The organism is Mycobacterium sp. Root265, assembly GCF_001428895.1.
In the GTDB taxonomy this organism is placed as follows: Bacteria; Actinomycetota; Actinomycetes; order Mycobacteriales; family Mycobacteriaceae; genus Mycobacterium.
The window spans coordinates 104,893-130,037 of sequence record NZ_LMJA01000028.1; the positions used below are offsets into that span (position 1 = coordinate 104,893).

Annotated in this window: 28 protein-coding genes; 16 read left to right on the plus strand and 12 right to left on the minus strand. The window is 67.6% G+C overall.

The genetic code is table 11. The annotated features are described in order from the left end of the window. Positions 1–7: 7 nt before the first annotated feature. From ASE48_RS19080 to ASE48_RS19095, 4 genes are read right to left on the minus strand one after another with little or no spacing between them, the layout of a single operon-like run. Positions 8–763 carry an META domain-containing protein gene (locus ASE48_RS19080; protein ID WP_057168720.1) on the minus strand — a complete coding sequence of 252 codons (756 nt, stop codon included), beginning with the start codon at positions 761–763 and terminating at the stop codon, positions 8–10. Continuing rightward, positions 754–1,635, minus strand: a complete 882-nt coding sequence (locus ASE48_RS19085; protein ID WP_057168721.1) for a DMT family transporter — start codon at positions 1,633–1,635, stop codon at positions 754–756. Before ASE48_RS19085 ends, ASE48_RS19080 begins: the two co-directional genes overlap by 10 nt. Further along, on the minus strand, positions 1,632–2,594 hold the full coding sequence (locus ASE48_RS19090) for a tripartite tricarboxylate transporter substrate binding protein (protein ID WP_235571331.1): 963 nt from the start codon (positions 2,592–2,594) through the stop codon (positions 1,632–1,634). Before ASE48_RS19090 ends, ASE48_RS19085 begins: the two co-directional genes overlap by 4 nt. Further along, complete coding sequence (locus ASE48_RS19095) at positions 2,591–3,463, minus strand: SDR family oxidoreductase (RefSeq protein ID WP_057168723.1); 873 nt, start codon at positions 3,461–3,463, stop codon at positions 2,591–2,593. The genes ASE48_RS19090 and ASE48_RS19095 overlap by 4 nt, the downstream gene beginning before the upstream one ends. A 104-nt stretch (positions 3,464–3,567) precedes the next feature. Between ASE48_RS19095 and dapB the strand changes: the two genes are divergently transcribed. From dapB to ASE48_RS19115, 4 genes are all read left to right on the plus strand, one after another. After that, the gene (gene dapB, locus ASE48_RS19100) at positions 3,568–4,305 is read left to right on the plus strand and encodes a 4-hydroxy-tetrahydrodipicolinate reductase (protein ID WP_057168724.1); all 738 of its coding nucleotides are present in this window, start codon (positions 3,568–3,570) and stop codon (positions 4,303–4,305) included. Further along, positions 4,302–4,772, plus strand: a complete 471-nt coding sequence (locus ASE48_RS19105; protein WP_057168725.1) for a hypothetical protein — start codon at positions 4,302–4,304, stop codon at positions 4,770–4,772. Before dapB ends, ASE48_RS19105 begins: the two co-directional genes overlap by 4 nt. A 44-nt stretch (positions 4,773–4,816) precedes the next feature. Further along, complete coding sequence (locus ASE48_RS19110) at positions 4,817–5,218, plus strand: flavodoxin family protein (protein ID WP_057168994.1); 402 nt, start codon at positions 4,817–4,819, stop codon at positions 5,216–5,218. A gap of 71 nt (positions 5,219–5,289) precedes the next feature. Further along, positions 5,290–5,742, plus strand: a complete 453-nt coding sequence (locus ASE48_RS19115) for a hypothetical protein (protein ID WP_057168726.1) — start codon at positions 5,290–5,292, stop codon at positions 5,740–5,742. Here ASE48_RS19115 and ASE48_RS19120 read toward each other — a convergent pair whose 3' ends face one another. Further along, positions 5,743–6,480, minus strand: coding sequence for a dienelactone hydrolase family protein (locus tag ASE48_RS19120; protein WP_057168727.1), 738 nt, complete (start codon positions 6,478–6,480; stop codon positions 5,743–5,745). 138 nt (positions 6,481–6,618) lie between these two features. On the opposite strand from ASE48_RS19120, the gene ASE48_RS19125 reads away from it, so the two are divergent. The 6 genes from ASE48_RS19125 to ASE48_RS19150 all read left to right on the plus strand — a co-directional run bounded on the left by ASE48_RS19125 (position 6,619) and on the right by ASE48_RS19150 (position 11,973). Next, positions 6,619–7,419 carry a thymidylate synthase gene (locus ASE48_RS19125; protein WP_057168728.1) on the plus strand — a complete coding sequence of 267 codons (801 nt, stop codon included), beginning with the start codon at positions 6,619–6,621 and terminating at the stop codon, positions 7,417–7,419. Continuing rightward, positions 7,416–7,883, plus strand: coding sequence for a dihydrofolate reductase (locus tag ASE48_RS19130; RefSeq protein ID WP_057168729.1), 468 nt, complete (start codon positions 7,416–7,418; stop codon positions 7,881–7,883). The genes ASE48_RS19125 and ASE48_RS19130 overlap by 4 nt, the downstream gene beginning before the upstream one ends. Positions 7,884–7,926: 43 nt before the next feature. Then, positions 7,927–9,135 carry a winged helix-turn-helix domain-containing protein gene (locus ASE48_RS19135; RefSeq protein WP_057168730.1) on the plus strand — a complete coding sequence of 403 codons (1,209 nt, stop codon included), beginning with the start codon at positions 7,927–7,929 and terminating at the stop codon, positions 9,133–9,135. A 3-nt stretch (positions 9,136–9,138) separates the two neighbouring features. Then, a complete protein-coding gene (locus ASE48_RS19140) occupies positions 9,139–10,044 on the plus strand; it encodes a haloalkane dehalogenase (protein WP_057168731.1) in 906 nt (301 codons plus the stop codon). Between the two features lie 32 nt (positions 10,045–10,076). Next, positions 10,077–11,168 (plus strand): GGDEF domain-containing protein, encoded by a 1,092-nt coding sequence (locus tag ASE48_RS19145; protein WP_057168732.1) that lies wholly within the window; start codon positions 10,077–10,079, stop codon positions 11,166–11,168. A gap of 82 nt (positions 11,169–11,250) precedes the next feature. After that, complete coding sequence (locus tag ASE48_RS19150; RefSeq protein WP_057168995.1) at positions 11,251–11,973, plus strand: SDR family oxidoreductase; 723 nt, start codon at positions 11,251–11,253, stop codon at positions 11,971–11,973. An 89-nt stretch (positions 11,974–12,062) separates the two neighbouring features. Here ASE48_RS19150 and ASE48_RS19155 read toward each other — a convergent pair whose 3' ends face one another. Then, positions 12,063–12,632, minus strand: a complete 570-nt coding sequence (locus ASE48_RS19155; protein WP_057168733.1) for a nucleoside deaminase — start codon at positions 12,630–12,632, stop codon at positions 12,063–12,065. Between the two features lie 83 nt (positions 12,633–12,715). Here ASE48_RS19155 and dapA point away from each other — a divergent pair, with 83 nt between their 5' ends. Together dapA and ASE48_RS19165 are read left to right on the plus strand one after the other, a co-directional pair. Further along, on the plus strand, positions 12,716–13,615 hold the full coding sequence (gene dapA, locus ASE48_RS19160) for a 4-hydroxy-tetrahydrodipicolinate synthase (protein WP_057168734.1): 900 nt from the start codon (positions 12,716–12,718) through the stop codon (positions 13,613–13,615). Next, complete coding sequence (locus ASE48_RS19165) at positions 13,612–15,288, plus strand: ribonuclease J (RefSeq protein WP_057168735.1); 1,677 nt, start codon at positions 13,612–13,614, stop codon at positions 15,286–15,288. The genes dapA and ASE48_RS19165 overlap by 4 nt, the downstream gene beginning before the upstream one ends. Here ASE48_RS19165 and ASE48_RS19170 read toward each other — a convergent pair. The 5 genes from ASE48_RS19170 to ASE48_RS19190 all read right to left on the minus strand — a co-directional run bounded on the left by ASE48_RS19170 (position 15,285) and on the right by ASE48_RS19190 (position 20,119). Further along, a complete protein-coding gene (locus ASE48_RS19170) occupies positions 15,285–16,160 on the minus strand; it encodes an SAM-dependent methyltransferase (RefSeq protein ID WP_082614291.1) in 876 nt (291 codons plus the stop codon). The genes ASE48_RS19165 and ASE48_RS19170 overlap by 4 nt on opposite strands. After that, positions 16,160–16,978, minus strand: coding sequence for a mycofactocin-coupled SDR family oxidoreductase (locus ASE48_RS19175; protein ID WP_057168737.1), 819 nt, complete (start codon positions 16,976–16,978; stop codon positions 16,160–16,162). Before ASE48_RS19175 ends, ASE48_RS19170 begins: the two co-directional genes overlap by 1 nt. 8 nt (positions 16,979–16,986) lie before the next feature. Continuing rightward, the gene (locus ASE48_RS19180) at positions 16,987–17,301 is read right to left on the minus strand and encodes a putative quinol monooxygenase (RefSeq protein WP_057168738.1); all 315 of its coding nucleotides are present in this window, start codon (positions 17,299–17,301) and stop codon (positions 16,987–16,989) included. Between the two features lie 68 nt (positions 17,302–17,369). Continuing rightward, positions 17,370–19,583, minus strand: coding sequence for a bifunctional SulP family inorganic anion transporter/carbonic anhydrase (locus ASE48_RS19185; protein WP_327049654.1), 2,214 nt, complete (start codon positions 19,581–19,583; stop codon positions 17,370–17,372). Positions 19,584–19,693: 110 nt separating this feature from the next. Continuing rightward, entirely contained in the window at positions 19,694–20,119 is a 426-nt protein-coding gene (locus ASE48_RS19190) for a DUF2834 domain-containing protein (RefSeq protein ID WP_057168740.1), read from the minus strand. Between the two features lie 96 nt (positions 20,120–20,215). On the opposite strand from ASE48_RS19190, the gene ASE48_RS19195 reads away from it, so the two are divergent. Next, positions 20,216–22,735, plus strand: a complete 2,520-nt coding sequence (locus ASE48_RS19195; protein WP_200962210.1) for an FtsK/SpoIIIE family DNA translocase — start codon at positions 20,216–20,218, stop codon at positions 22,733–22,735. Here the strand turns inward: ASE48_RS19195 and ASE48_RS19200 are convergent. Then, positions 22,732–23,256 carry an amino-acid N-acetyltransferase gene (locus ASE48_RS19200; RefSeq protein WP_057168742.1) on the minus strand — a complete coding sequence of 175 codons (525 nt, stop codon included), beginning with the start codon at positions 23,254–23,256 and terminating at the stop codon, positions 22,732–22,734. The genes ASE48_RS19195 and ASE48_RS19200 overlap by 4 nt on opposite strands. Positions 23,257–23,298: 42 nt before the next feature. Between ASE48_RS19200 and pgsA the strand changes: the two genes are divergently transcribed. The 3 genes from pgsA (at position 23,299) to pspA (ending at position 25,142) form a co-directional block, all read left to right on the plus strand. Further along, the gene (gene pgsA / locus ASE48_RS19205) at positions 23,299–23,892 is read left to right on the plus strand and encodes a CDP-diacylglycerol--glycerol-3-phosphate 3-phosphatidyltransferase (protein WP_057168743.1); all 594 of its coding nucleotides are present in this window, start codon (positions 23,299–23,301) and stop codon (positions 23,890–23,892) included. A gap of 43 nt (positions 23,893–23,935) precedes the next feature. Continuing rightward, positions 23,936–24,244 carry a transcriptional regulator ClgR gene (gene clgR / locus ASE48_RS19210; protein WP_057168744.1) on the plus strand — a complete coding sequence of 103 codons (309 nt, stop codon included), beginning with the start codon at positions 23,936–23,938 and terminating at the stop codon, positions 24,242–24,244. An 88-nt stretch (positions 24,245–24,332) separates the two neighbouring features. Then, positions 24,333–25,142, plus strand: coding sequence for a phage shock protein PspA (gene pspA, locus ASE48_RS19215; protein WP_057168745.1), 810 nt, complete (start codon positions 24,333–24,335; stop codon positions 25,140–25,142). Positions 25,143–25,145: the final 3 nt, after the last annotated feature.

Here is a 25,145-nt window from a genome sequence, read left to right on the forward strand (position 1 = left end):
CCAGATGCTACTCGGCGCGCAGCACCAGTCCGTCGCCTTTGGCGCCGCTCAGTGTCAGCCGGTCGGCATCGACGATGGCCTCGACGGGACCGTCGAGCACGCGCCGAACCGCCTGTTCGATCTCGCCGACTTCACCGGCACAGACCGGGCCGCTGACGTTCATCGGCCCGAACGTGATGGTGTCGTCGAGGACGTCGGCGCGGCCGTAGAAGGTGTTGCAACCGGTCCACCCGGTGACGCTCTGATCGGCGCGGACGGTTAGCCCCGGCCTCGACTGCTCCAGTGCCACCGAGGTCATCACGGCCTGGCCGGAGATCAGGCTCTCCACCCGCCAGCTGGTGCCGATGAGCGGACGATCCGGGTCCACTACCGCCTTGTCGCGCAGCGTGACGGTGGTGGCATCGGTGGTCAGCGTCAGGGTGTCCGCGCTCAGCGACCATGCGGGCCGGGCCTCCAGGAACCGCCCCATCCACGCATCGGCGTCACCGAAGGGCGGCGGGCAGCCCATCATCGTGGTCGCCAGCCGCGTGCTCAGGTGCCCGTCGGAGAGTTCGGCCGGACCGGATCCGCGGTTGCAGCCCGCGTAGGCCGACAGCTGGCCGTCGGCGAAGCTCAGCGTCAGCGGGCCGCCGCCGGGGATCTGCTCGCCCGCTACCGTGACCGACACGAAGGTGCGGCCTTCCGGCGACGTCTCGTCGGCCGCGGCGGTACTCGTACAGCCGGCGGTCATCAACGCGGCCAGGAGCAACACGATCAGACGCATGGGTCCACGGTACGTCGGCTACGGACGGCGACGATACCGCCGGCGATGACCAAGGCCGACCCGAGATAGCTGAACAGGGTCGGCGGATGGTCCCAGATGACCCAGTCGATCACCGCGGTGAACACGATGACCGAGTAGATGAACGGGCCGACCTTCTCGGCCGAGGCGTACCGGTAGGCCAGCACGATGAGGGCCTGCGAGAGCAGCTGTGCGACACCGAGTCCGATCAGCCATCCCCATGCGGGCACGGGAATCGGAGCTCGGTCGATCGCCGCAATGGGAATGGACAGGACGGTGGACAGCAGGAAGTAGTAGAACAGGACTCTGGTGATGGGTTCGGTGGCGCCGAGCCAGCGCACCGACATCATCGCGATGGCCAGCATGAGTGCGCCTGCGAGAGCAGAGATTTCGCCGAGCCCGAAGGTTCGGTTCTGCGGCTGCAGGACGAGCAGTACTCCGACGAATCCGATGCCGGCTCCCAGCCAGGTCCGCCCGGCCACCGGTTGGCGCGTCACCGCCCAGGCGATCAGCGGCATCCACAGTGGGGCGCTGTAGGTCAGCAAGGTGGCATTGGACAACGGAATTCGGGTGATGGCGAAGAACAACGCATACCAGCACGCGGTACCCGCGGCGGCCCGCACGACGTGCAGCCCGGCCCGGCTGGTCCGCAGCGACGCCCAGCCGCCGCGCGCCGCCACCGGGATGATGAAGACCAGGCAGATCGCGTTCTGGAAGAGCAGCAGCACCCCGGTCGAGGTGTACTGTCCCGCCACCTTCGCCAGCGTGCCGACCATCGCGACACAGAAGAACGCCGCCGTGGTCAAGACCGCTCCCAGCGGCAGGTTCTCGGGTCTGCGGCCGGCCTGGGTCACCGGCCCGCTTCCGCGAGGGCCTCCTCGACATCGGCCTGGGTTTCGGCCAGAAAGCCCTCGAACTCCGCCCCGGTCATGAAGGTGGTGGTGAACCCGCTGCGCTCGGCGATCCGCTGCCAGGCGGGTGTGGCCACCATTGTTTGGAGTGCCTGCTGCCAGTAGGTGACCGCCGTCGGCGGCATGTCCGGCGGTCCGTACAGGCCGCGCCAGTTCGACAGGGTGACGTCGAATCCCTGCTCGGCGGCGGTGGGTACGTCGAGTCCGGGCAGCCGTTGCTCGGCGAGCACCCCGAGCCCCTGTAACTCCCGGTCGCTCAACAGGTCGACGAACTCGCTGACCCCGCCGATGGCCACGTCGATGGTTCCGTCACGCAGGGCGGCGATCTGGTCGCCGCCGCCTTCGAAGCCGACGTAGCCGACCGAGGACGGATCGCCCCCGGCGGCCGCCACCAGCAGGTCGAACGGCGCCTGATCGTCGTTGGCGGCGCCGACGGTGACGCTGCCGGGGTCGGCGGCGATGGCCGCCATCACCTCGCCGAGGGTGTTGAGCGGGGAGTCTGGACGCGTGACGACGACGTAGTACTCGGTCATCAGCCGGGCGATCATGGTGACATCGGGGTATCCGTAGTCGGACTGCCCGCGCAGCTTGTTCACCATGATCGACAGCGAGGTGACCGAGATCTGGTCATCGTGGCCGCGGTACTGCTCGACCATGGTGGCCAGGAAATCGGCGCCGCTGGCACCGGGACGGTTCTGGATCGGCAGCGCCACCTCCACGATCTTGTCCTGTTGCAGGGCCTCGACAACCCCGCGGATGGTCAGGTCGAAGCCGCTTCCCGGGTTGGCCCCGGCGGTCATGGTGACCGGGCCCGATGGATAGTCCTGGGCCTCGGCCCGCTGGCAGCCGGTCAGCACCACGGCCGCGGTCAGCGCGATGCCCATGGCGGTTTTGATCCTCAATGTGGTTCTCTCCCTCTGGAGTTCATCCGATCGGTTTCGCGCTCGAGCAGCTCGTTCAGCAGGCGCGGCGCCACCACGTCGAGCGCCCGCAGTGCGAGGGCCTTGCGGGGTGCGATGCGGATCGGTCTGGTCCGGGCGGCGGTCACCAGCCAGTCGGCGGCCTCGTCTGCGCTCAGTGCGGCGATACCGTCGTAGGCGCGGGTGGGGGCGATCATCGGGGTGGCCACCAGCGGGTAGTACACCGTGGTGGAATGCACGCCTGCGTGCCCCCATTCGGTGTCGATGACACGACTGACGGCACTGAGCGCCGCCTTGGATGCGTTGTAGGCGGCGAACATCGGTGAGGATTCCGGCAGCACCCGCCAGGTCGCGATGTTGATGATGTGACCATCGCCGCGGTCGATCATCCCCGGGACCACGCCCCGGATGAGTCGCAGCGGCGCGTAGTAGTTCAGTGCCATCACGCGCTCGATATCGTGCCAGCGGTCCAGCGATTCGAGCAGCGGCCTGCGGATGGACCGCGCCGCGTTGTTGATCAGGATGTCTACCGGGCCAACGGCTTTCACCAGCTCGTCCACCTGTGCCAGGTCGGACAGGTCGGCCGGGATTGCGGTGGCGGTGCCGCCGCGAGCGGTGATCTGTCCGACCACCTCGGCGAGCAGATTCTCCCGGCGCGCGACCGCGGTGACATGCGCGCCCAGTGCGGCGAGTTTGTGCGCCGCGACCGCCCCGATACCCGAGGACGCGCCGGTCAGCAGGATGCGTCGGCCGCGCAGGTCCACCGGATTGCGGTCGGGCCATCGGGGCAGGGGGCGCATGCCGGCCAGCCGCAGGGCCCGTCTGACGTCGGCCACCTTCCCTGCGGTCATCCAGATGTTCCGATCTGCCGCAGCGGGTGATGCCCGAACAGTAGACGAGCAGTACGGGGCGGGGAGCCGGATGCGCCGAATCCCGCCGCAGTAGGCTGCCAGCCATGCGAGTTGCAGTGTTGGGTGCCAAGGGCAAGGTCGGCGCCACCATGGTCAAGGCCGTTCAGGACGCCCCCGATCTGGAGTTGTCGGCGCAGGTCGACGCCGGTGATCCGTTGTCGATGCTGACCGACAGCGGTACCGAGGTCGTCATCGACTTCACCCATCCCGATGTGGTGATGGACAACCTGAACTTCCTGATCGAGAACGGCATTCATGCGGTGGTGGGCACCACCGGGTTCACCGACGAGCGCCTCACCCAGATCCACATCTGGCTGTCGGCGCGGCCCGACGTCGCGGTGCTGATCGCCCCCAACTTCGCCATCGGCGCCGTGCTGACCATGCATTTCGCCAAGCAAGCCGCTCGCCATTTCGAATCCGTCGAGGTGATCGAGCTGCACCACCCGCACAAGGCCGACGCCCCGTCCGGTACCGCGGCACGCACCGCCAAGCTGATCGCGGAGGCGCGAAAAGGCTTGCCACCCAATCCCGATGCCACCAGCACCGGACTCGACGGTGCACGCGGCGCGGACGTCGACGGTATCCCGGTGCACTCCATCCGGCTGTCCGGGCTCATCGCGCACCAGGAGGTGCTGTTCGGCACCGAAGGGGAGACGCTGACCATCCGGCACGACAGCCTGGACCGCACGTCCTTCGTGCCCGGAGTGCTGCTCGGGGTGCGCAAGGTGGCCGAACGGCCCGGTCTCACCATCGGGATTGAGCCGCTGCTCGACCTGTCATGAACGACGGCGCGCGCACACTGCGTATCCAGCTGCTGATCGGGTTCATGTGTGTCGCACTGCTGGTCTACTTCCTGATGCTGGGCCGAACGGCACTGGCGTTCATCGCCTCTGGCGAGCCGGCCGCGATCGGTCTGGGCGTGGCGCTGCTGGCGCTGCCGATCATCGGCCTGTGGGCGATGCTGGCCACGCTGCGGGCCGGGCTGGCGCATCAGCGTCTGGTCCGGCTGGCGCGCGAGGCCGATATGGATCTCGACGTCAGCGATCTACCGCGCAGGCCGTCGGGCCGGATCGAGCGCGACGCCGCCGACGCGTTGTTCGAGAAGACGCGCGACGAGCTGGAAGCCGATCGGGACAACTGGGTGCGCTGGTACCGGCTGGCCCGGGCCTACGACTATGCCGGTGATCGCAGCCGGGCGCGCGAGACGATGCGCACCGCCGTCGAGATGGAACGCGCGGGCCGCAGGTGAGGCTGCTCGTGGTGCATCACACGCCGTCGCCGCACTGCCACGAGATGTTCGAAGCCGTCATCGCCGGCGCCACCGACCCTGAGATCGAGGGGGTGGAGGTCATCCGCCGCCCGGCGCTCACGGTGTCGCCGGCGGAGATGCTCGAGGCCGACGGTTACCTGCTGGGCTCTCCGGTCAATCTCGGCTACATCTCCGGCGCACTCAAACACGCTTTCGACGGGGCCTACTACCAGTTGCTGGACAGCACCCGAGGCCGGCCGTTCGGGCTGTACCTGCACGGCAACGAGGGCGCCGAAGGCGCCGAGCGGGCGGTCGACGGCATCACCGCCGGGCTGGGCTGGGTGCAGGCAGTCGAGCATGTAGTGGTCTCCGGCAAACCCACCAAGGCCGACCTGGAGGCATGCTGGAATCTCGGTGCCACCGTTGCCGCGCAGCTGATGCAGTGAGGCGGGTCTCAGGGACCCAACCAGGTGGCACACTGGCCGCGACGCTGACGTAACGACGACAGGGGGAACACATGCCGGGAATCGCCGAACTCGCGCTGGGGGCGGCGCCGATCGCCGGCGGCGCGATGCTGGGTGTCATCGCGGGCAACCTGAAACCGCCGGACGTGCGGGGGTTGATCGCCAAGGACATGGATCTGCTCGAACGCCTCCCGGCGGACCAGCCAGAACGCCGCGCCCGGTTGCAGGCGAGCATCGATCAGCGCATCGACGAGCTGATCACCGCCGGTGAACGCAGCCGCGAACTGCGCGATGCGGCGCTGTCCTACCGCGGGAACTGGCGCGACATCGTGCTGTTCCTGTGCGCGGTGCTGTTCACCATCGTCTGGTGGAACGTCAGTCACGCCCGGACGAACTGGCTGGTGATGTTCATCGCGATGATTCTGTTGTCGGCAGCCACCGGCATCTATGCGGGCCGCGGGATCGCGCGCGCGATTCGCACCTTCCTGCACCGCGACGACGCGTAGTCAGCTCAGCGTGCTGCCGAACACCTGGCTCATCGCCTCCCAGTGCTGCCGGGCCGCCGCCTCGTCATAAGGCAGGTTGTCCGGCACCGCGAAACCATGTGCGGCGGAATAGAACTCGATGGTGTGATCGACTCCGGCCTCGGTGAGCGCCGCTTCCAGGATCAGCGAGTGCTCGACGGTGAACGAGGTATCGTCGCGGGCGCCGCCCACGTAGACCCTGGCCTTGATCTTGTCGGCGAGCAGGTGCGGGCTGCCCGGATCGTCGGCGGCCAGGCCGCCGCCGTGAAACGACATCGCGGCCGCCACCCGGTCGGGGACGCGCCCCGCGACCACCAGGGAGGTCCGTCCGCCCATGCAGTACCCGGTGGTGCCGAACGTGTCGCCGGAGACGTCGGGACGGGACTGCAGATAGTCGAAGAATTCGGTCGCGTCGGCGGCCATGATGTCCGGGGTGACCTTGGCGATCATCCCGAACAGCCGCTTGCGTTCCTCGTCATCGCCGAACACCGAACCCATGTCGAACGGCGCCCACCCGGCGTCGCGGTAGTAGACGTCGGGAACCAGCACGACGTAGCCGTACCCGGCCAGCTGGGCGGCCATCTCGTCGAAGGTGTCCCGGACACCGCCGGCGTCGGGGTACATCACCACTGCGGGCCAGGGCCCGTCCCCGTCGGGCGTCGCGACGGTGACCCGGCATGCGCCGTCGGCGGTGGTGATGGTGTCTGCGGTGGTCGGCATAGGTCCGTTCTACCCGACGGCGCTGAACATCGGTCACGCAATGTCACCCTGACAGCGTCGCCGTAGATATATATGCCTGGCGCCGCTCTCAGCGCGACATTGCGATCGAGAACGCGCGGTCCCACGTAAGCTGACCGTGTGCCGATTGCGACCCCTTATGAGGATCTGCTGCGCCTGGTGATGGACCGGGGGACTCCGAAATCCGATCGCACCGGCACGGGGACCCGCAGCCTGTTCGGTCATCAGCTGCGCTACGACCTGACGGCCGGTTTTCCGCTGATCACCACCAAGAAGGTGCACACCAAGTCGATCGTCTACGAGCTGCTGTGGTTCCTGCGCGGCGATTCGAACGTGCGCTGGCTGCAGGAGCGCGGGGTCACGATTTGGGACGAATGGGCCTCCGACACAGGCGATCTGGGTCCGGTGTACGGAGTACAGTGGCGATCCTGGCCGACACCGTCTGGCGAGCACATCGATCAGATCAGCGCCTCGCTCGAACTGCTGAAGCGCGACCCCGACAGCCGCCGCAACATCGTCTCGGCCTGGAACGTCGGCGAGATCCCGCAGATGGCGCTGCCCCCGTGCCACGCGTTTTTCCAGTTTTACGTCGCCGACGGCAAGCTGTCCTGCCAGCTGTACCAGCGCAGCGCGGACCTGTTCCTCGGCGTGCCGTTCAACATCGCCAGCTACGCGCTGCTGACCCACATGATGGCGGCCCAGGCCGGCCTGGAGGTCGGCGAGTTCGTCTGGACCGGCGGGGACTGCCATATCTACGACAACCACGTCGACCAGGTGCAGCTGCAGCTGTCCCGCGATCCGCGGCCTTACCCCGAACTCGTTCTGGCGCCGCGAGATTCGATCTTCGACTACACCTATGAGGACATCGCCATCGTGAACTACGACCCGCACCCGGGCATCAAGGCCCCGGTGGCGGTATGAGATTGATCTGGGCGCAGTCGACCTCAGGGGTGATCGGGCGGAACAACGGAATTCCGTGGCGGCTGCCGGAGGACCAGGCCCGCTTCAAGGAGCTGACGACGGGCCAGACCGTGGTCATGGGCAGGCTGACCTGGGAGTCGCTGCCGCCCAAGGTGCGCCCGCTGCCCGGCCGCCGCAACGTGGTGGTCTCGCGGGATCCCGATTACCGCGCCGACGGGGCGGACGTGGTGACCGAACTGCCCGCGTCGCGGGACATCTGGGTGATCGGCGGCGCGCAACTCTATGCGCTGGCGCTGCCGCTGGCCGACCGGTGCGAGATCACCGAGGTCGACATCGACCTTCCGCGCGATGACGACGACGCGACCGCACCCGTGCTCGACGAAACCTGGGTGGGCACCGAGGGGGACTGGCTGACCAGCGACTCGGGCCTGCGATACCGGTTCAGCAGCTACCTGCGGACCTGACCGCGCCGACCGGTTTGTCGGTGCCGTAGGGAACGATGACGGCGTGCCTACTCTGACCTCCGCGCAGGCCCGGCGGGTCGCCGTCGCCGCCCAGGGCTTCCACGAGCCCAAGCCGGGCGTGTTGACCCGCGGACACCTGAAACGCCTCATTTCCAGGATTCAGGTGCTGCAACTGGATTCGGTCTCGGTCGCGGTGCGCGCCCACTACGCGCCGGTGTTCAGCCGGCTGGGCCCCTATGACCGCGAGGTGCTGGACCGGGCGGCGTGGACACACACCGCACGGGCGCCCCGCCTGCTGGTCGAGTACTGGGCGCATGAGGCCGCACTGATGGCCGTCGACGACTGGCCGCTGCTGCGGTGGCGGATGGCCGAGTACGAACACGGCCGCTGGGGCACCGAGATCGTCAAGCGCAACGCCCGGCTGGCCGAGAACATCGTCAACGCGATCGCCGAGCTGGGCCCGTCCACCGCGGGGCAGATCGAGGCGCATCTGGAGGCCGAACCCCGGGGCCGCAAAGGTCCGTGGTGGGACCGCAGCGACACCAAGTGGGTGGCCGAAGCGCTGTGGTCCGCAGGCGTGCTCACCACCGCGACGCGCGTCGGGTTCGCCCGGCACTACGACCTCACCGAACGCGTCCTGCCCCCGGAGGTGCTGGCCCGCACGGTCTCGGACGAGGAGGCGGTGCGCGAGCTGATCCTGCGGGCCGCCGGCGCGCTGGGGGTGGGCACCGAACCGGATCTGCGTGACTATTTCCGGCTCAACCCCAAACAGAGCAAGCCCGCGGTCGCCGCACTGGTGGCCGAGGGCAAGTTGGAGCCGGTCGAGGTGGCGGGCTGGAATGCCCTGGCCTACCTGCGTGCCGGGCAGAAGGTGCCCCGCCGCGACCGGGGCACGGCGCTGCTGTGCCCGTTCGATCCACTGGTCTTCTTCCGGCCCCGGATGGAGCGCCTGTTCGACGGGTTCCACTATCGGATAGAGATCTACACGCCGGCCCACAAACGCCAATTCGGTTACTACGTGTGGCCTTTCCTGCTCGATGGCGATCTCGTGGGTCGCGTCGACCTCAAGCGCGCCGACGGGGTGCTCAACGTGGTGGGCGCGTTCACCGAGGACGGCCGGGATCGGTCCCGGGTGGCCGCGGGGATGGCCGCCGAACTGCGATCGATGGCCGGGTGGCTGGGCCTGCAGGACGTGGTGGTCGGTGATCGCGGCGATTTGGTGACCGAACTGCGGGCGGCCTTGGTTAGCTGAGCCATGGACGTTCTGCGCACCCCCGACGACCGCTTCGCCGATCTGCCGGACTTTCCGTTCGCGCCGCACTACGTGGAGGTGGACGGGCTGCGGGTGCATCACCTCGACGAGGGTCCCGCCGATGCGCCGGTGGTGCTGTTGCTGCACGGCGAGCCGTCCTGGAGCTATCTGTACCGCTGGATGATCCCGGTGCTCGTCGATGCCGGACTGCGCGCGGTGGCGATCGATCTCATCGGATTCGGGCGCAGCGACAAACCCGCGGCACGGGAGGACTACACCTATCAGTCGCATGTCGACTGGACCTGGGCGGCCGTCGAGGCGATCGGGCTCACCGACATCACCCTGGTCTGCCAGGACTGGGGCGGGCTCATAGGGTTGCGCCTGGTCGGCGAGCACCCGGAGCGCTTCGCCGGGGTGGTGGCCGCCAACACCACCCTGCCGACGGGCGACCAGCATCCCGGCGAGGCGTTCCTGGCCTGGCAGCGCTTCAGCCAGGAGACGCCGGAGTTCCCGGTCGGCGCCATCGTCAACGGCGGCTGCGTATCCGAGCTGTCGGCCGAGGTGATCGCGGCCTACGACGCGCCGTTCCCGGACGACACCTTCAAGGCCGGCGCGCGTCAGTTCCCGACGCTGGTGCCGACCAGCCCCGACGACCCGGCCGCCGGTCCCAACCGGGCTGCCTGGGAGGGGCTGCGGCGGTTCGACCGGCCGTTCCTGTGCGCGTTCTCCGACGCGGACCCGATCACCCGCGGCGCTGATGCGCCGCTGCGAAAACTCATCCCCGGCGCCGCCGGGCAGGCCCATGTCACGATCGGCGGCGGCGGCCACTTCCTGCAGGAGGACAAGGGCCGCGAACTCGCCGGCGTGGTGGCCGACTTCGTCCACCGCGGGGCGCCGGGTACGGGGTGACGGATACGTAAATAACGGGCAGACTGTTCCAGATGGCGGGGCGGGGCGGCCGATGGTGGCAACAGGCCGACCAATTCCATTGGTTCAGCGTCTACCTGCAGGACCGCGGTCTGGACCTGCCGTGGCGGCTGGCCACCTTCGTGTTCACCCTGTTGTTCGCCGCGGTGCCGGTGGTGATGCTGACCAGTCCCTATGGGCCCGACACGGCGCCGACACGTGCCGCGGCGATCGTGGCATCGGTATGTGGCCTGGCGGTGAGCTCCATCTGGTTGGTCGGCTGGCCCACCCGCAGACAGTCGCTGATCTATCACGCGGTGTGCTGCCTGTCGATCGCCGCGGGCACCTTGACGCTGTCGACCTCCTACGGCGCCCTGATGGGCTGCGCGATGTTCGCGGCCATCGGCGGCCTGCTCGCCTACTTCCATGCGCTGGTGCACGTGTTCGCCAACTTCGCCGTGGCGGTGGTCTGCGCGGTGGTCGCGGCCGCCCGGTTGTTCGCCGACACCGGTGACCCCGCGGTCGTGGTGGCGTCGCTGCTGCTGGTGCTGGGGCTCAATCTCGGGGTGCCGTTCGGCATCCATGCGCTCGTGCATTCGTTGCACACGGAGTTGCGGTCATCGGACTTCGACCCGCTGACCGGGCTGCCCAACCGCCGGTCCTTCTACAACTCCGTGCACGAGATGCTCCTGGCGCGCCGCGGCGAACACACCGAGCTGAACGTGACGATGATCGACATCGATGACTTCAAGCGGCTCAACGACACCAGGGGACACGCGGCCGGTGATGAAGCGCTGGTCGGCATCGGTGCGGTGCTGATCCAGAACTGCGGTGCGGAGGCGGTCGTGGGGCGCCTGGGCGGCGAGGAGTTCATCATCGCCGACACGGCGAGTGCTGAGCGCCACGCCGAGACCGTCGAACGGATCCGGCTCGGGATTGCCGCGCTGCCCGTGCACATCACCGCCAGCCTGGGCACCTGCGGCACGGTGATCGGCCCCGGCGCCACGGCGGATCCACCGGAATTCCTAGACCAGCTCATCCGGGCGGCCGATCTGGCGATGTACCGCTCGAAACGCGCAGGTGGAAACCGGATACACCGCAGCGACGCGACCGCTGCCTCACCGTGACCTTAAAGATCTCTTATTTTTCTTAAATTGGGTGTACCGTGAGCCGAGTACGTGACGTGACGGCCTGGTGAAAGGACCCAACATGCACGAACCACAGATCGCCCTGGTGACCAGCGCATCGCGCGGAATCGGCGCGGAGGTCGCACACCAGCTCGCCCATCCGGGCACCCATGTGATCGTCAACTACCGGGAGAAGGCGGGCCGGGCACATGCGGTGGCCGACGCCATCCGGGAGGCCGGGGGACACGCCTCCGCGGTGGCTGCCGACATCTCCGATCAGTCGGCCGCCGAGGCGATGATCGCCGGCATCCGGCAGCGCTTCGGCCGGCTGGACACTTTGGTGCTCAACGCGTCCGGTGGCCTGGAGCGTGACGCCGAGCCCGGTTACGCCATGCGGCTCAACCGCGATGCACAGCGGCGCCTGGTCGCGCTGGCGTTGCCGCTGATGCCGGCCGGTGCCCGCGTCGTGTTCGTCACCAGCCACCAGGCGCACTTCTACCCGCACAAGGCGGTGCCGATGGGGTACGCCCCGATCGCGGCGAGCATGCGTGCGGGCGAAACCGCGATGTACGGCATGCGCTACGAATTCGCCCGACGGGGAATCCATTTCACGGTTGTCTCCGGTGACATGATCGACGGCACGAACGTGCTGACCCGGCTCCATGGCCCGGCGCTCGAACCGCGCCGCAGCACACCGCTGCCGTCGACGGACGAGTTCGCGGCCGCCATCGCCGGGGCTGCCAACTCTCAGTACCACCCGGGCATCGTCTACGTGGGCGGCTCGGAGTACCTGCGCACGGCGTAATCAGACTCCAGCTCGCCGAGTGTGGGGCCCGTGTACGGAATTCCCCCATTGTGCGTGCGCGGGGCCCACAGTCGCGCTGTGCGGGTGGCTCAACTCAACGGAATGTCGCTGTCACCCTTGGTGTCCTGATACCGCTGCGACAATGCGGCGTAGCGCTCGGTGATCCGCTGCTGCTGGGCACGCAAGTCCGGATCGTCCTCGGCGTCGACCAGTTCAGGGATGGAGTACGCCGTCCAGAAGGCGTTGCTGCGGCGGTAGCCGCCGGGCTCCAGTCCGAACACCTCGCGCAGGATGCGCAGATCGTGCGGGATGGCGAAGCTGTCCCGGGAATCCTCGTGGCTGAAAAAGTAGTAGAAGTTGTCGAATCCCGCCCAGGTGATCGCGGACATGCACATGGTGCAGGGCTCATGGGTGGAGAGGAACAGCAGATCCGAGGTCGGCGGGCGCCCGGGGAGTTCGTAGAACTGTGTGAGGGTGTGCACCTCGCCGTGCCACAACGGATTGGTGGTCTCGTCATTGGTGCCGGCGAGCACCAGCGACAGGTCGGATTTGCGCAGGATCGCGGCCCCGAACACCTTGTTGCCCGCGGCCACGCCGGTCTCGGTCAGCGGCAGAATGTCGAGGTCGATGACATCGAGCAGGCGGCGGGGGAGGCTCATGCGGCACCCTAACCCCGCGGCAGGGGCCGCGCAGTGCGGCGGCGATGCATAAACCACTGGTACTACCGGGTAATCTGACGCCCGTGAGCACCGGTGGAATCGACGTGAGCGCGCGCTTGGGCAGCGTGCTGACTGCCATGGTGACGCCGTTCGGCCCGGACGGCTCGGTTGATCTGGCTGCTGCCAAGAAGGTAGCGAAGCATCTGGTCAACTCGGGCTGCGACGGACTGGTGATCTCCGGGACCACCGGGGAATCGCCCACCACCAACGATGACGAGAAGATCGCGCTGCTCGAGGCCGTTCTGGAAGCGGTGGGTGACCGCGCCCGCATCATCGCCGGGGCCGGCAGCTACGACACCGCGCACAGCGTGCACCTGGCCAAGGCCAGCGCCGCCGCCGGCGCGCACGGTCTGCTGGTCGTCACCCCGTACTACTCGCGTCCGTCGCAACGCGGCCTGGAGGCCCACTTCACCGCGGTCGCCGACGCCACCGAGCTCCCCGTGGTGCTCTACGACATCCCGCCGCGCTCGATCATCCCGATCGACTGGGACACCCTGCGGACCCTGTCGGAGCATCCGAACATCGTGGCGGTCAAGGACGCGAAGGGCGACCTGCACGGCGCCGGCCAGTTGATGGCCGAGACCGGCATCACCTACTACTCCGGTGACGATGCGCTCAACCTGCCCTGGCTGGCGATGGGCGCGGCCGGTTTCATCAGCGTCTGGGGCCATGTGGCCGCCGGGCAACTGCGGGAAATGTGGTCGGCGTTCAATTCCGGTGATGTCGCCACCGCCCGCAAGATCAATACCACCCTCGGCCCGCTGTACTACGCGCAGTGCCGGCTCGGAGGCGTCACCATGTCCAAGGAAGGGCTTCGCTTGCTGGGCATCGACGCCGGCGATCCGCGGTTACCGCAGATCCCGGCCACCCCGTCCGAGATCGAAGAACTGGCCGCCGACATGCGGTCGGCCGGCGTGCTGTGAGCACCGACCTGGCAGCTCCGGGGCCGCTGGCCCCCGGCGGTCTGCGGGTGACCGCACTGGGCGGGATCAGCGAAATCGGCCGCAACATGACGGTTTTCGAGCATCTGGGCCGGCTGCTCATCATCGACTGCGGGGTGCTGTTCCCCGGCCACGATGAGCCGGGCGTCGACCTGATCCTGCCGGATCTGCGTCATGTCGAGAACCGCCTGGACGATATCGAGGCGCTGGTGCTCACCCACGCCCACGAGGACCATATCGGCGCCATTCCGCACCTGTTGAAGCTGCGCGCCGACATCCCGGTCGTCGGGTCCCGCTTCACGCTCGCGCTGGTCGCCGAGAAGTGCCGCGAACACCGCATCAAGCCCAAGTTCGTCACCGTTGCCGAAGGCGAGCGCAGCACCCACGGGGTGTTCGAATGCCAGTACTTCGCGGTGAACCACTCCATCCCGGACGCCCTCGCGATCGCGGTGCACACCGGCGCAGGCACCGTCCTGCACACCGGTGACATCAAACTCGACCAGTCGCCGCCCGATGGCCGGCCCACCGATCTGCCCGGGATGTCGCGACTCGGCGACGCCGGGGTGGACCTGTTCCTCTGCGACTCGACCAACGCCGAGCATCCCGGTGTCAGCCCGTCCGAGAGCGAGGTCGGACCGACCCTGCACCGGCTGATCCGCGGTGCCGACGGCCGCGTCATCGTGGCGTGCTTCGCGTCCAATGTGGATCGCGTGCAGCAGATCGTCGACGCCGCCGTGGCACTCGGACGGCGGGTCTCCTTCGTCGGCCGGTCCATGGTGCGCAACATGGGCATCGCCCGCGAACTCGGCTTCCTGAAGGTCGCCGACGAGGACATCCTGGATATCGCCGCCGCGGAGATGATGCCGGCGGACCAGCTGGTGCTGATCACCACCGGCACCCAGGGTGAGCCGATGGCGGCATTGTCGCGGATGTCCCGCGGCGAGCATCGCAGTATCACCTTGACCGCAGGCGATCTGATCATCCTGTCCTCGTCGCTGATCCCCGGCAACGAGGAAGCGGTGTTCGGTGTCATCGACGCGCTGTCCAAGGTCGGTGCCCGGGTCGTTACCAATGCCCAAGCGCGCGTGCATGTTTCGGGACATGCCTATGCCGGTGAACTGCTCTTCCTCTACAACGGGGTCCGTCCCCGCAACGTGATGCCGGTGCACGGCACCTGGCGCCATCTGCGCGCGAACGCCGCACTCGCGGTGCGCACGGGTGTCCCGCCGGAGAACGTGGTGCTCGCCGAGAACGGTGTCAGCGTCGACCTGGTGAACGGGGTGGCCTCGATCGCCGGCGCCGTGCCGGTGGGCAAGATGTTCGTCGACGGACTCGTCACCGGTGATGTCGGTGAGTCCACTCTCGGCGAACGGCTCACGCTGTCCTCGGGCTTCGTGGCCATCACGGTGATCGTCCGCAGGGGCACCGGCAAGTCGGCCGGTCCCGCCCACCTGCACTCACGCGGGTTCTCCGAGGACCCCAAGGCACTGGAACCGGTGGCCGTCAAGGTGGAGGCAGAGCTGGAACGCCTTGCCGCAGATCAGGTCACCGATCCGGCGCGGATCGCACAGGCGGTGCGGCGCACCGTCGGCAAGTGGGTGGGCGAAACCTACCGGCGCCAGCCGATGATCGTGCCGACCGTCATCGAGATCTAGTCCGAACGCACCGCCACAGCGGTCCATTCGATGGGCGAGGCGCTGATCGTGCGCCCCGTGGGCCGGATGTAGAGATCCCGGTAGTAACTGGGGCCGACCTGTTCGACCACCCGCCAGCCGTAGCCGCGCAGGATCTCCTCGACACGTTCGGGTTCCATCCCGGTCTTCCAGACCTGCCGGCGCTTCCGGAACTTCCGGTAGACCGCTTCGGCGCCATGGAGATTCGTGCCGTCGATGAAATCCTGCCGCACGTAGGTGAAGACCAGGCGGCTGCCCGGCACGACGGACCGCAGCTGCTCGAACGTGCCGTGTACCGCTTCCGGGGTGAGGTACTGGGTGACGCCTTCCCAGATGAACAGCGACCGCCCGGTATCGCGAAACCCGTTGTCGGCCAGCACGGTCATCACATCGTCACGCTCGAAATCCACGCCCGCCAGATGCACCGATGCGGGTATGCCGCCCAGGGCGCGTTGCACCGCGGCGGTCTTGCGTTCGATGTTGACGGGCTGATCGACCTCGTAGACGGGCAGATCGCTGTACCGGGCGATCCGGTACGGCCGGGTGTCCAGCCCCGACCCGAGGATGACGACGGTGTCGATCTCACTGGCCGGGTCGGACACCTTGTCGTCGATGAACCGCTTGCGGCAGGCGATGCCGGCCCACAGACCCGGACCGGCGCGTTCGGAGGCCGCGATCATCGCCGCGCGCAGCGGGCCGGACCGGGTCAGCCGCACCAGGGTACGCAGCCGGGCGGGCAGGAACGATTCGGCCAGATCGTCGTCGACCAACCGCCGGCCGGGTGCCTCGTTGTGTTCGACGGCAGCCAGCACCATCGGCCCGAAGGCCGTCTGCGCAGCCGGGTTCGATGCCACTAGCGTTTGTTCACGTACCCGGCGTCCAGCGGCAGCGCGACCCCGGTGACGTAACGGGAGGCATCGGTGACCAGCCAGAGCACCGCGTTGGCGATGTCCTCGACCTTCAGCGTCTGCACCGGCAGGGCGTTGGACATGTCCGGCCCGCGCTGGGACTGCTGGGCCATGCCTTCGAGCCAGCTGCGGGTGAAGTCGTTGTCGATCATCGGGGTGTCCACACCGGCAGGGTGGATCGAATTCACCCGGATGTTGAACTGTGCCAGCACATTCGCATACACCCGCATCAGGCCGACGATGCCGTGTTTGGCGGCGGCGTAGCCGACCGAGCCCGCGATGGGGGAGCCCAGCCCGACCAGTCCGGCCACCGAACTGGTCAGCACGATCGAACCACCGTTGCCGAACTTCACCATCGGTTTCATCGCCACATCCACGGTGTTGTAGACGCCGGTGAGGTTCACATCGATCACGTCCTGCCAGGCGTCCTCACCGGCCATCGGGGCGATCCCGGCGTTGGCGATGACGATGTCCAGACGGTCCCCGAGTAGCTCGGTTCCGGCACGTAGCGCGCTCTTGAGCGAATCACGTTCGCGGACATCGGCTTCAGTGGCATAGATACGCGCCCCCGTTTCCTCGACGAGTTTGACCGTGGCCGCGAGGTCATCGGGGCTCGCCAACGGGTAGGGCACCGAGGCGATCTGGTCGCACAGATCCACGGCGATGATGTCGGCGCCCTCGGATGCCAGCGTCACGGCGTGCGCGCGACCCTGGCCGCGCGCCGCCCCGGTGATGAACGCGACCTTGCCGGATAGGGATCCCATGTCCGCGACTAGCCGCGCAGCTGACCCTTGGCGGGATCCCCGGCGACAACCGGCGTCAGCATCTTGATGTCGGGCGCGCCGTCGAGGTGTTCACCCACCGCGCCGAACAGCTTGCCGATGGCGGGCGCGGTGCTGTGCGTCTTGAGTGCGTCGGCGTCGGCCCACTGTTCGACGAACACGAAGGTGCCGTCGGCCTCGTGCAGCGAGTACAGCTCGCAGCCCGGCTCGCCGTGCACCTCGGCGATGGCATCGGTACAGGCCGCGCGGACGAGGTCCACGGACTCGGGCTTGGCGGTCATGGTGGCGACGACGACAACAGGCATACAGGAGCTCCTCGATGAGTCTGACTGAACACAGTCACCGTACTGTCTGCAGCCGGGGCCCTCACGGGTTACCGGGGTTCGGCCGGCTCGAGGTCCTCGGCGGAGGTGAATTCGACGAACGCATCGGCGCTCACATGGAAGAGCCGCGCGGTGGGCAGGTCGAGGAACAGGCCCACGACCGTCACCGTTCCATCGGCGATGCGGGGTCCCGCCAGTGGATGCCGCTGCAATCGTTCCAGCTGGATCGCCACGTTCACCGCACTGAGGGCGTCTGCCTCCTCCAGTCCGGCGTCGCGGGCGGCCGCGGCAACGGGGTGGCCCTCGCGCAGCGCCGTCAGGCTGGCCTCGCCTTCGTGCAGCCACTCCCGGACGGCGCCGTCGCAGTCACCGCTGAGCAGGTCGTGCATCGCCTCGCACCCCGAGTGGCCGCAGACCACGATCGATGTCACCGCCAGCGGGCCGAGGGCGTATTCCAGCGCCGACTCGACCGACAGGCTGCCGTGGCCGGTGGGTACCAGGTTGCCGACATTGCGGACGTTGAGCACGTCGCCCGGGCCGCCGTCGAGAATCAGGTTGGGCAGGATGCGCGCATCGGAACAGCTCAGCAGCATCGAGTGTGGTTGGTGATCGGCCGCCATCTCGGCCATCTGCCCCCGCACCAGGGGCGCGATTCCGTTCTTGAAGCGTTCTATCCCGCCTGCCAGCTGCGGTGGCCAGATCAGCCGCAACGCCGAGACCGCTCGGCGGCCCTCGGTATCGCGGCGCGGTGGTGCGCTGGACGCGAAGATCATTCGGGCCGTGCCGGTCTCGGTGATATCGATGGTCGCGCCGCCGGCCCGATGCTGGCGGATCCAGTCTTCGAGGGTCTCCATGGCGGCGTGGTCGAGGTAGTCGACATTCAGATCGATCAGGACATCGGCGCCATCGGGCACGCTGGCCAGCGCGGCCGATAGCCGCGGCAGTGCGAGGAAACTGCAGGAGCCGCTGATCGTGACCTGCCAGCGTGCCTGCCTGCCGTTGGGTGCGCGCAGTTCCTCGGCGTCGATGCTGACCCGGATGATGCGCCAGGCGGCGAAACCGATGGCGAGGGCCAGACCGATCGCCACCCCCTCGAGCAGGTTGAGGAACACCACCGACAGCAGCGTGACGAGGTAGATCAGCAGTTCGCCGGTGCGCCGCGCCAGGTTGACGTGCGCGAGTTTGACCAGCTGGATACCGATGACGATGAGCAGGCCGGCCAGCGCGGCCGACGGGATCATCTCCACCACGTTGACGAAGAACACCGAGAAGATCAGTAGCCAGACGCCGTGCAGGGCCGCCGATGCCCGTGTCTTTGCCCCGGCCCCGACGTTGGCGGTGCTGCGCACGATCACACCGGTGACCGGGAGTCCGCCCAGCAGGCCGGACGAGACGTTGGCGGTGCCCTGGCCGAGGAGTTCGCGATTGAAATCGGTGCGCGCACCGGTGTGCATCTTGTCCACCGCGGTCGCCGACAGCAGGCTCTCGACGCTGGCGATCAGCGCGACGGTCAGCACGGCCACGGAGATGGAGGTCCAGCTGCCCGTCGGCATCGTGGGCAGGCCGATGGCGTCGATCACCGAGGCGTCCAGCTGGATACGTTCGACCGAGGAGAACCAGAGGTAGGACATCGCGGTCGCGGTGACCACGGCGGCCAGCGCGCCGGGCACGGCCTGCACCGGCTTGGGCAGGTACTTCCAGCCCAGCATGATGGCGATGACGGTGACACCGATGATCATCGGCGCCACGTGCAGTGAGCCCAGCTGAGCGGGCAGTCCGGTGAGGTTCTGCCAGGCATTGCTGGCCGGGCCGCCGCCGAGCAGCACGTGTACCTGCTGCAGGGCGATGGTGATACCGATGCCCGCCAGCATCGCGTGCACGACGATCGGGGCGATGGCCAGCGCGGCGCGAGCGACGCGACTCAGCCCGAACAGGATCTGCAGCACGCCCGCGGCCGCGGTGATCGCGCAGGTGGCCTTCCATCCGAAGGTGACCACCAGCTCGGCGACGACCACAGTGAGGCCGGCTGCCGGCCCGCTGACCTGCAACGGGGATCCGCCGACGACGGCGCAGACGATGCCGCCGACGATCGCGGCGATCAGGCCCGCCACCACCGGCGCCCCCGAGGCGACCGCGATACCGATGGACAGGGGCAGGGCCACCAGAAACACCACCAGCGAGGCCGGGACGTCATAGCGAAAGACTGTGTGTAACAAAGATTTAACGTCTTGCTGAGGCGCGTTCGGAGGGGTCACCGGCTCCACGGTACCGACGGTTGCGGAATCCGTCGGCGCCAGCGACCGTGACCCTGATTACGTTTCTTTCGCACCAGTTCGTGGGCATGAAAGCAGGCTGCGGATTTCGTTGTCGCGTGTTACAGCACGTTCACCCAGACGGTCGCACCCAGCACGCCCACGGCGACGGCGACCAGCAGCACCTTGTCGATCGCGGTCAGTTGATCCGGGTAGGTGCCACCGGTCCGGAGTTCGCGGGCGATGAGGAACAGCGGGAAGGTGACACTGATGGCTATCAGTAGGCCTCCGGCGATATACGCCCAGACAAACGGGATGCCGTGCTTGCGTGCCTCGATCACCATCAGGATGCTCACGGCGAGAAACAACAGCAGTATGTCCACGGTGATGGAGCGGGTCCCGGCGTTGACCTTCAGATCAGTCAGGAAGTCGCCGAGGAAGGTGGCGGGGGAGTCCAGGTAGGCGATGTTCTGACTCCAGGTCGCGACCAGCGCGATCACGGCGATTGCGGCGTAGATCCCGCATCGGATCCTGCTGACGGTGGTCATTCGGGCAGGTTAGGCCGTAATCGGGCATATTGATGCACTTCTGTGACCCGTGTGGCAGATGGTGAAATTGGGGCGCAAGCGACTAGGCTGACACCCATGGCTAATAAGACCGCCGCCCGGTCCGGAGCCCGTTCGAGCAGGTCAAAGGCCAGTTCCAGCTCGCGGACCGGATCGAAGCCGGCCCGCCCGGCGGCTCCTCGCCGCAAGCCGGCGCCCCGACGTCAAACCTCGCGCTTCGCCTCCGCGGGCTCCGCAGTGGGCCGAGGCACCCGCGCCGGCTGGCTGATGGTGGCCAAGGGCGCCGGTTCCACCGCCCGCTCCGTCGGCCGCGCCCGCGACCTGGAACCCGGCCACCGTCGCGACGGGATAGCGCTGGCGCTGCTCGGCATCGCCGTCGTCGTCGCCGCGAGTTCATGGTTCGACGCGGCGCGACCGGTCGGCGGCTGGATCGACACCGTCGTGCGCACCGTCATCGGTGGTGCGGTGGTGCTGGTGCCGATCATCCTGGGCGTCATCGCCGTGACGCTGATGCGCACCGAACCCGATCTCGACGCCCGGCCGAGGCTCATCCTGGGCTCGGCGATGATCGCTCTGCCGGTGCTCGGTCTGTGGCATATCTGGTCCGGCGCCCCGCTCGATCCGGCGGCGCGGCGCGATGCCGCCGGCTTCATCGGCTTCGTCCTGGGCGGGCCGCTCTCGGACGGGCTGACGGTGTGGATCGCCACCCCGCTGCTCGTCATCGGCGTGCTGTTCGGTCTGCTGTTGTTGACCGGAACGACCATCCGCGAACTGCCCGAGGCGTTGCGCTCGATGTTCAGCACTCGCGGATACGACGATTACGACGACGAGAACGCCGAATACGACGACGAGGCCGCCACCGAGGACTTCTCCGACGGCTACTACGACGATGACTACGGTGACGCCCAGCAGTGGCCGACCCCCGAACTGCCCGCCGGTTCGCCGCTGGACAACTACCCGCTGCCCGAGGTGGCGGATACTCCGACCATCCCGGAACCCGTTGCGGCCAAACCGCGTAAGCCCAAGGCCGACCCGCCGAAGAAGCCGAAGAAGGCCGAGGAGACCCTGGTCATGGACCGGGTGGTCGAGGGCCCCTACGTGCTGCCGTCGCTGGGGCTGTTGGTCGCCGGTGATCCGCCGAAGACGCTCACCGCCGCCAACGAGACCATGAAGGACGCCATCACCTCGGTGCTGCAGCAGTTCAAGGTCGACGCCGCCGTCACCGGTTGCCTCCGCGGGCCGACCGTCACCCGCTACGAGGTCGAACTCGGCCCCGGCGTCAAGGTCGAGAAGATCACTGCCCTGCACCGCAATATCGCCTACGCGGTGGCCACCGAGAGCGTCCGCATGCTGGCGCCCATCCCCGGTAAATCGGCGGTCGGCATCGAGGTGCCCAACACCGACCGCGAGATGGTGCGCCTGGCCGACGTGCTGACCGCGCCGACGACACGGGCCGATCACCACCCGCTGGTGATCGGGCTCGGCAAGGACATCGAGGGCGAGTACGTCAAGGCCAACCTGGCGAAGATGCCGCACCTGCTGGTGGCCGGTTCCACCGGCTCGGGTAAGTCCAGCTTCGTGAACTCGATGCTGGTGTCTCTGCTGGCGCGGGCCACCCCCGAAGAGGTCCGGATGATCCTCATCGACCCGAAGATGGTGGAACTGACGCCGTATGAAGGCATTCCGCACCTGATCACACCGATCATCACCCAGCCAAAGAAGGCCGCCGCGGCGCTGGCCTGGCTGGTCGAGGAGATGGAACAGCGCTACCAGGACATGCAGGCCTCGCGGGTGCGTCATATCGACGTGTTCAACGAGAAGGTGCGTTCAGGGGAGATCACCACACCGCTGGGCAGCGAGCGGGTCTACAAGCCCTACCCCTACATCCTGGCGATCGTCGATGAGCTCGCCGATCTGATGATGACGGCTCCGCGCGAAGTCGAGGAGTCCATCGTGCGGATCACCCAGAAGGCCCGTGCCGCCGGTATCCACCTGGTGCTGGCCACCCAGCGGCCCTCGGTCGATGTCGTCACCGGTCTGATCAAGACGAATGTGCCCTCGCGGCTGGCGTTCGCCACCTCGTCGCTGACCGATTCGCGCGTCATCCTGGACCAGCCCGGTGCCGAGAAGCTCATCGGTATGGGCGACGGGCTGTTCCTGCCGATGGGTGCGAACAAGCCACAGCGCATGCAGGGCGCGTTCATCACCGACGAGGAGATCCAGGCCGTCGTCGAGGCCACCAAGGCGCAGGCCGAACCCGAGTTCGTCGAGGGTGTCACCAAGGCCAAGCCGACCGGCGAACGTACCGACGTGGATCCCGACATCGGCGACGATATGGATGTCTTCCTGCAGGCCGTCGAGCTGGTGGTCTCGAGCCAGTTCGGGTCCACCTCGATGCTGCAGCGCAAGCTGCGGGTCGGCTTCGCCAAGGCGGGCCGGCTGATGGACCTGATGGAGACCCGCCAGATCGTCGGGCCGTCGGAGGGCTCCAAGGCGCGCGAGGTGCTGGTCAAGCCCGACGAACTGGCGGGCACCCTGGCGCTCATCCGCGGCGGCGCGGACGCCAACGGCGCCGACGCGGAGGACGACGACTTTTAGGTCTGGTGCGCCGGGAGGGTGAGCAGCATCCGGGAGTTGCCGAGAATGTTGGGCTTCACGTAGGAGAGGTCCAGGAACTCGGCCACACCGGTGTCATAGGACCGGCACATCTCCTCGTAGACCTCCGCGGTGACCGGGGTGCCCTCGATCTCGGTGAAGCCATGCCTGCCGAAGAAGTCGGTCTCGAAGGTCAGCACGAAGATCCGGCGCAGGTGCAGATCCCGCGCGACCTTCAGCAGCTGGGCCACCACGCGGTAACCGACACCGTGTCCGCGCACCTTGGGATTGACCGCCACGGTGCGCACCTCGCCGAGATCGGCCCACAGCACGTGCAGCGCCCCGCAGCCGACGATCTCGCCGGCCAGCTCGGCCACCCAGAACTCCTGGACCGCCTCGTACAGCGTGACCAGGTTCTTTTCCAGCAGAATCTTGCCCGCATAGATGTCCACGAGCGCCTTGATGGCCGGCACATCGGACGTATTGGCACGACGAACCGTCACCTGTTCAACCACCTCGCTCACAGCAGCGAGAGTATCGGTTCGCGCTACCGATATTCTGTTGCGGTGCCGGGCCAATCAGATACCGATCCAGTGGTGCCCCGGGCGTCCGTCGCGAACGTCGCCAACCTGTTGACCGGCATCCGGTTCCTGCTCGTCCCGGTGTTCGTGGTGGCGCTGTTCGTCGGGGACGGTCATCAGACATTCTGGCGAACAACCGCTTTCGTGGTCTTCGCGGTGGCCGTCATCACCGACCATTTCGACGGGGCCCTGGCGCGGGCCTACGGCATGGTCACCGAGTTCGGGAAACTCGCCGATCCGATCGCGGACAAACTTCTCATCGGGTCCGCGCTGATCGGGCTGTCGATGCTCGGCGATCTGCCCTGGTGGATCACCGGGGTCATCATGGTGCGCGAGATCGGCGTCACCGTGCTGCGGCTGGTGGTGCTGCGGCACGGAGTCATCCCGGCCAGCCGGGGCGGCAAGCTGAAAACGCTGGTCCAGGCCGTGGCGATCGGCCTGTTCATCCTGCCGATATCGGGTGCCTGGCTCACCGTGGCCATGGCGATCATGTTGCTGGCGGTGCTGCTGACGGTGCTCACCGGGGTGGACTACGTCGTCTCGGCGGCGCGTGACTCCCGGACCCGCCCGGCAACCTGAGGGATTCGGGAACCAGCGGCCACCCGGTGGCGTTGATCCTTGTATGACGACACTGATGCGCGAGGTGATCGGCGACGTGCTGCGCGAAGCCCGGACGACTCAGGGTCGCACCCTGCGTGAGGTGTCCGATTCCGCGCGGGTCAGCCTGGGCTACCTGTCCGAAGTGGAACGTGGCCGGAAAGAGGCCTCCAGCGAGCTGCTCAGCGCCATCTGCGACGCCCTCGACATCCCGATGTCGCGCGTGCTCTTCACTGCCGGTGAGCAGATGGCCCGACAAGAGGGCGGCGTCACCGGTATCGACGCCACCACCAAGGTCGTGATTCCGCAGGTTGTGTCCATGGCGGTGGCCTGACCGGGTGCTGAACCGATAGGTTGGCACCCAAAGAAGTTCCCACTGCAGTAGTGCGCACACTCGAACTTATGTAAGGCGGAATGAACCCATGGCCAATCCGTTCGTCAAGGCGTGGAAATACCTCATGGCGCTGTTCAGCTCGAAGGTCGACGAATACGCCGACCCGAAGGTGCAGATTCAGCAGGCCATCGAGGATGCTCAGCGCCAGCACCAGGGGCTGACCCAGCAGGCCGCCCAGGTCATCGGCAACCAGCGTCAGCTGGAGATGCGGCTCAACCGTCAGCTCGCCGATATCGAGAAGCTGCAGGCCAATGTCCGCCAGGCTCTGACGCTGGCAGATCAGGCCGCCGGCACCGGCGACGCCGCCAAGGCCACCGAATACACCAACGCCGCCGAGGCGTTCGCGGCCCAGCTGGTGACCGCCGAGCAGAGTGTCGAAGACCTCAAGTCCCTGCATGACCAGTCGCTGCAAGCCGCCGGACAGGCCAAGAAGGCCGTCGAGCAGAACGCGATGGTGCTGCAGCAGAAGATCGCCGAGCGCACCAAGCTGCTCAGCCAGCTGGAGCAGGCCAAGATGCAGGAGCAGGTCAGCGCCTCGCTGCGGTCGATGAGCGAGATCGCCGCGCCGGGCACCACGCCCAACCTCGACGAGGTGCGCGAGAAGATCGAACGTCGCTACGCCAACGCGATGGGCGCCACCGAGCTGGCGCAGAACTCGGTGCAGGGCCGGATGATGGAAGTCCAGTCCGCCAGTGTGCAGATGGCCGGACACTCCCGCCTCGAGCAGATCCGTGCGTCCATGCGCGGTGACGCGCTGCCGTCCGGTGGGGCCACCACGCCCGCCACGCCGGCCGCCAATCCGCCCGCCGCTGCACCCGAAAACCCCCTCCAGCAATAGGTT